At 68.1% G+C, this 5,862-nt stretch carries 6 protein-coding genes; all 6 read left to right on the top strand.

The features are described from left to right. Nucleotides 1–1,378, top strand: a 1,378-nt coding sequence (locus ACIRDX_RS19725; protein ID WP_396627150.1) for a 4Fe-4S dicluster domain-containing protein, incomplete at its 5' end; no start/stop codon positions are given. Nucleotides 1,379–1,450: 72 nt separating this feature from the next. After that, on the top strand, nucleotides 1,451–2,833 hold the full coding sequence (gene nrfD / locus ACIRDX_RS19720) for an NrfD/PsrC family molybdoenzyme membrane anchor subunit (protein WP_396627149.1): 1,383 nt from the start codon (nucleotides 1,451–1,453) through the stop codon (nucleotides 2,831–2,833). Continuing rightward, nucleotides 2,826–3,377 (top strand): DUF3341 domain-containing protein, encoded by a 552-nt coding sequence (locus ACIRDX_RS19715; RefSeq protein ID WP_396627148.1) that lies wholly within the window; start codon nucleotides 2,826–2,828, stop codon nucleotides 3,375–3,377. The genes nrfD and ACIRDX_RS19715 overlap by 8 nt, the downstream gene beginning before the upstream one ends. Before the next feature lie 2 nt (nucleotides 3,378–3,379). Further along, on the top strand, nucleotides 3,380–4,057 hold the full coding sequence (locus ACIRDX_RS19710; RefSeq protein WP_396627147.1) for a c-type cytochrome: 678 nt from the start codon (nucleotides 3,380–3,382) through the stop codon (nucleotides 4,055–4,057). Continuing rightward, a complete protein-coding gene (locus tag ACIRDX_RS19705) occupies nucleotides 4,050–5,240 on the top strand; it encodes a hypothetical protein (RefSeq protein WP_396627146.1) in 1,191 nt (396 codons plus the stop codon). The genes ACIRDX_RS19710 and ACIRDX_RS19705 overlap by 8 nt, the downstream gene beginning before the upstream one ends. Then, complete coding sequence (locus ACIRDX_RS19700; RefSeq protein ID WP_396627145.1) at nucleotides 5,230–5,787, top strand: hypothetical protein; 558 nt, start codon at nucleotides 5,230–5,232, stop codon at nucleotides 5,785–5,787. Before ACIRDX_RS19705 ends, ACIRDX_RS19700 begins: the two co-directional genes overlap by 11 nt. Nucleotides 5,788–5,862 lie beyond the last annotated feature (75 nt).

Raw genomic sequence — 5,862 nt, 5'->3', positions numbered from 1 at the left:
CGTGCACGACGGGCGGTTTGCCAACAACCCGTGGCTGCAGGAGCTGCCCAAGCCGCTCAACAAGGTGACGTGGGACAACGTCATCGTGATGAGCCCGCGCACGGCCGAGTCGCTCGGCATCGCGGCGCAGAAGCTCACCAAGTACCAGGCGCAGCTGGCGACGGTGACCCTGAACGGGCGCGCCGTGACCGGTCCGGTCTGGGTGCAGGCCGGCCATCCCGACAACAGCATCAACCTGCAGATCGGCTACGGCCGCGCCGCGGCGGGGCGCGTCGGCACCGGCCTCGGGTACAACGCCAACCTGATCCGCCGATCGTCGGCGCCGTGGTTCGCCACCGGCGCGAAGGTCGAGGGCACTGGCGACACCTACACGGTGGCCAGCACCCAGATGCACTTCAACATGGAGCAGCGCGCGATCGTCCGGACCGCGTCGCTCCCGCTGTACAAGGCCGAGCCCACGTTCGCTCAGCACATGACGCATGTCCCGAAGTACGAGGACACCCTGCATGGCAACGAGTGGCAGTACGAGGGCTACAAGTGGGGGATGATCATCGACCTCAACGCCTGCGACGGCTGCAATGCCTGCGTCGTGGCGTGCGTGTCGGAGAACAACATCCCGGTCGTGGGCAAGCAGCAGGTCGCCACGGGGCGCGAGATGCACTGGATTCGCATCGACCGCTACTACGAGGGCGATCTCGACAACCCCACGGTGCACGATCAGCCGCTCACCTGCATGCAGTGCGAGAACGCGCCCTGCGAGGTGGTGTGTCCCGTCGCCGCGACGGTGCACAACCAGGAGGGGCTGAACGACATGGTCTACAACCGCTGCGTGGGCACGCGCTACTGCGCGAACAACTGCCCGTACAAGGTGCGGCGGTTCAACTTCCTGCTGTACAGCGACTGGGACACCAAGTCGCTGAAGATGGCCCGCAACCCCGAGGTCACGATCCGCAGCCGCGGTGTGATGGAGAAGTGCACGTACTGCACGCAGCGCATCAGCGCGGCGCGCATCACGGCCAAGCTCGAGGATCGGCGCATCAAGGACGGCGAGGTGCGCACCGCGTGCCAGACCGCCTGCCCGACCCAGGCCATCCACTTCGGCGACCTGAACGACCCCGAAAGCCGGGTCGCGAAGCTCCGCAACGAGCCGCGCAACTACGGCCTGCTCGAGGATCTCAACACGCGGCCGCGCACCACGTACCTGGCCGCGGTCCGCAATCCCAACCCGGTGATCTCGCCTGAGGCGGTCCACGTGCCCGCACATGGCGGTGGCCACGGGGCGCCGGCGGAGGGACATGCCCCGAAGGCGGGCCCGGCCGCGGGGACCGAGGAACACGGCAAGGCGGCGGCTCCGGCCGCCCCGGCGTCGACGCACTAGGAACACGTGGCCGGGGCGCCCGCGGGGCGCCCGGCCGCTGATGCAGCACTCAGGACAGGACGCGAGGCACACGTGCTAGACCACGCGAAGGAAGCAGTCCCGGGAGCGCGCTATCTGGCGCCAGGGCACAACTTCGGGTCGATTACCGACAAGATCAGCGGGATCATCACGGGGCGCACCCCGTTCAGCTGGTTCATCGGGTTCCTGATCGGCTTCTCGATCCTCCAGGTGCTCCTGGTGGCGATCGCCTACCTGTTGTTCAAGGGCACCGGCATCTGGGGCATCAACAACCCGGTCGGCTGGGGCTTTGCCATCATCAACTTCGTGTGGTGGATCGGCATCGGCCACGCCGGCACGCTGATCTCCGCCATCCTGATGCTGTTCCGGCAGCACTGGCGCACCTCGATCAACCGCGCGGCCGAGGCCATGACGGTGTTCGCGGTGGCCTGCGCGGCGATCTTCCCGATCTTCCACACCGGCCGCCCATGGCTGGCGGCCTACTGGCTGCTGCCGTACCCGAACACGATGGGCCTGTGGCCCAACTTCCGCAGCCCGCTCATCTGGGACGTGTTCGCGGTCTCGACCTACGCGACGATCTCGATCGTCTTCTGGTACCTCGGCCTCATCCCCGACCTGGCGACGATGCGTGACCGCGCCAAGTCGCCGCTGGCCCGGAAGCTGTACGGCATCTTCTCGCTCGGCTGGCGCGGCTCGGCCATCCACTGGCAGCGGTACGAGATGGCCTCGCTGCTGATGGCCGGCCTGAGCACCCCGCTGGTCCTCTCGGTGCACACGGTGGTGAGCTTCGACTTCGCCGTGTCGGTCATCCCCGGGTGGCACGCGACGATCTTCCCGCCCTACTTCGTCGCGGGCGCCATCTACGCCGGTTTCGCGATGGTGCTCACGCTGATGATCCCGATGCGCGCCCTGTACGGCCTGCACGACTTCATCACCGAGCGCCACATCGAGAACATGGCCAAGGTGACCCTGGCCACCGGCCTGATCGTGTTCTACGGCTACTGCATGGAGGCGTTCTTCGGCTGGTACAGCGCCAACCAGTTCGAGTCCTACATGATCGTCAACCGCATGAAGGGCCCGTACGCCGGGTACTACTGGGCGCTGATCTTCTGCAACGGCGTGGTGCCGCAGCTGCTGTGGTCCAAGAAGGTCCGGACCTCGGTGCTGCCGCTGTTTGCCGTGTGCATGGCCGTCAACGTCGGCATGTGGCTCGAGCGCTTCGTGATCGTCGTCACGTCGCTGCACCGCGACTACCTGCCCGGCTCGTGGGGGATGTACTACCCGACCATCTGGGACTGGAGCACGTTCATCGGCACGATGGGCCTGTTCCTGACCCTGTTCTACCTGTTCATCCGTGTGCTGCCCATGATTTCGATCTTCGAGGTCCGCACGCTGACGCCGGCGGCCCACGCCAAGGGAGACGCGCACCATGGCTGAGACCGTCCAGGCTCCCGCCCTGTACGGCCTGATGGCCGAGTTCGCCGACGCCACCGAGCTGGTGCGTGCCGCCAAGGCCGCCCATGCCGAGGGCTACCGGCACATGGACGCCTACAGCGCCGCGCCCATCCACGGGCTGGCCGAGGCGCTCGGGCACGACGATCGCCGGGTGCAGAAGTTCACCTTCACCGGCGGCTTCTTCGGCTTCTGCGCCGGCTTCGGCCTGTGCTACTGGGCGTCGGTGATCGAGTACCCGCTGAACATCGGCGGTCGCCCGCTCAACAGCTGGGTGGCGTTCTCCATCCCGACCTACGAGCTGACGATCCTGTTCGGCGGCCTGGCGACGACGTTCGGCATGCTGGCGCTGTGCGGGTTCCCGCAGCCGTACCACCCGGTGTTCAACGTCGAGGCCTTCCGGAAGACGGCCTCGAGCACGGGCTTCTTCCTGTGCCTCGAGGCGACCGACCCGCGCTTCGACGTCGCCCGCACCCGCGCCTTCCTCGAGGGTCTGCACCCGAAGGCGATCAACGAGGTGAACCCGTAGCCATGGCTTTCGGAACGCACATCGCGCGGGCGGCTCGGCGAGCCGCCCCCACCAGCCGGGGCCTGGCGGTCGCGGGCCTGCTGCTGGCCGGCTCGTTGGTCGCGGGCTGCCGCCAGGACATGCACGACACGCCGCGGTACGAGGCGCTCGAGGAGAGCGACTTCTTCGCCGACAAGCGCGCCATGCGGCCAATCCCCGAGGGCACCGTCGCGCGCGGCAACCTGCGCGAGGACGACGTGTTCTACTCGGGCAAGGTCGACGGCGAGGTCGTGCACGACTTCCCGGCGTCGATCAAGGTCGACCAGGCGCTCCTCGACCGCGGTCAGCAGCGCTTCAACATCTACTGTGCGCCCTGCCACTCGCCGATCGGCGACGGCAACGGCACGGTGGTGCAGCGCGGCTACAAGCGGCCCGCGTCGTACCACGACGCGCGCCTGCGCAACATGGGGATCGGGTACTTCTACGACGTGATCAGCAACGGCTTCGGACAGATGCCGGATTACTCGGCGCAGGTCGCGCCGGCCGATCGCTGGGCCATCGCGGCCTACATCCGCGCGCTCCAGCTGAGCCAGAACGCGACCATCGACGACGTGCCCGCCGACAAGCGCGGCGCACTCGACGGCGCTGCGTCCGCCCCCGCGGCGGAGGCGTCCCATGGAGGAGGGGCCGCCCATGACTGAGCCCAACCTCAACCCGGATCTCTTCCAGGCGCCGCCGCAGATCGACACCCTGCAGAAGGCCGGGCTCGGCATCGGCCTGCTCGGCCTGGTGGCGCTCGCGGTCGGCTTCGCGAGCAACCCGGAGCAGTTCTACAAGTCGTACCTGCTCGGCTACGTGTTCGTGCTGGGGATCCCGATCGGCAGCCTCGCGCTGCTGATGGTGCACCACCTGTCGGGCGGTCGCTGGAGTCTCGCGCTGCGGCGGACCTTCGAGGCCTCCGCGCGCACGATCCCGCTGATGGCGGTGCTGTTCCTGCCGATCATCTTCGGCATCCACCACCTGTACGAGTGGTCGCACCTCGACGTGGTGGCCAACGACCCGATCCTGCGCGCCAAGGCGCCCTACCTGAACGAGTGGGGCTTCATCTTCCGCGCCGTCGCGTACTTCACGATCTGGTCGGGCCTGGCCATGATGCTGGCCCGCTGGTCGCTCCAGCAGGACACGCAGCCGTCGTTCCCGCTCGACCGGTTCAACAAGATCGCCGGCCCCGGCGTGCTCATCCTCGGCCTCACCGTGACGTTCGCATCGGTGGACTGGGTGATGTCGCTCGACCCGCACTGGTTCTCGACGCTGTTCGGCCTGTGGTTCCTGGTCGGCATGGCGCTCACGGCCCTGGCGTTCTCGATCGTCGTCGCGTCGCTGATCCACAACAACGCCAACGTCGCCAAGGCGCTCTCGGTCGACCGCTTCCACGACTACGGCACGCTGATGTACGCCTTCATCATGCTGTGGGCGTACCTGTCGTACTCGCAGTTCCTGATCATCTGGTCGGCGAACCTGCCCGAGGAGATTCCCTACTACCTGCGCCGGTTCGGCGACGGGTGGCAGGGCATCACGCTCGTGATCGTGGCTGGCCACTTCGTGTTGCCGTGGCTCCTGCTGCTGTTCCGCTCGACCAAGCGCATGCGCGGCCGCCTGGTGGCGGTGGCGTCGTTCATGCTCGTGATGCGGTTCCTCGACGTGTTCTGGCTGATCGCGCCGTGGGTCAAGCAGGGCGCGTTCGGCATCCACTGGATGGACATCGCCGCGGCGCTCTGCGTGCTCGGCCTGTGGGTCGGCGCGTTCTGCTACCTGCTGAAGGGCCGGGCCCTGCTGCCGGTCGGCGATCCCTATCTCCCCGAGGCGTTGGCAGATGGCCACTGATCACCACCATCCGCACAGCTCGCACGGCGACGACGGCGCCGGGCCGCTGAACCACGAGACCACCGACATCTCGCTCGACGGGGTCGGGAAGCTGACGGTCGGCTTCGTCGTCATCCTCTGCGTCGTGTCGCTCGTGGTGTTCGGGGCGTACCGCATGCTCGACCGTCGCGCGACGGCCGCCGACACGTCGATCTCGAAGATCAACGAGGGGCGAGGCGTGGGCACCGACGTCCGGTCGCGTCCGCTGATGGACCCGGCCAACACGTTGGACCAGGTCGGCACGACGCCGGCCGGCCCGAAGCTGCTCACCAACGAGCCGGTGTGGCTGCGCGACATCAAGGCGAAGCAGCAGGCGACGGTGACCAGCTACGGCTGGGTGGACAAGGGCGCGGGCGTGGTGCGCCTGCCGCTCGACCGTGCCAAGGCGCTCATCGCCGAGCGCGGACTCCCGGTCACCACGCCGCCCGCCGAGGCGGCGCCGGCCGATGCCGCGGTTCCGGCAGACGGGGCCGCCGCGGCCGCGCCTGTCGCCACGCCGCAGCCGTAAGCCGCAAGACGTATCGAACAGACCTCCGACATGACGCGCTCGTCCCGCCTCCTCCGCTCCGCCGCCCTGGCGACC

The organism is Luteitalea sp. (assembly GCF_044337415.1).
Classification (GTDB): Bacteria; Acidobacteriota; Vicinamibacteria; order Vicinamibacterales; family Vicinamibacteraceae; genus Luteitalea.
Note: the sequence above shows the minus strand (reverse complement) of the source record. Positions and strands in the feature narration are given on the sequence as shown.

Bases quoted from the DNA above. Each gene is read 5' to 3' on its own strand.
- ACIRDX_RS19715 (WP_396627148.1), top strand. From the start codon at position 2,826: ATGGCTGAGACCGTCCAGGCTCCCGCCCTGTACGGCCTGATGGCCGAG.
- ACIRDX_RS19710 (WP_396627147.1), top strand. From the start codon at position 3,380: ATGGCTTTCGGAACGCACATCGCGCGGGCGGCTCGGCGAGCCGCCCCC.
- ACIRDX_RS19705 (WP_396627146.1), top strand. From the start codon at position 4,050: ATGACTGAGCCCAACCTCAACCCGGATCTCTTCCAGGCGCCGCCGCAG.
- ACIRDX_RS19700 (WP_396627145.1), top strand. From the start codon at position 5,230: ATGGCCACTGATCACCACCATCCGCACAGCTCGCACGGCGACGACGGC.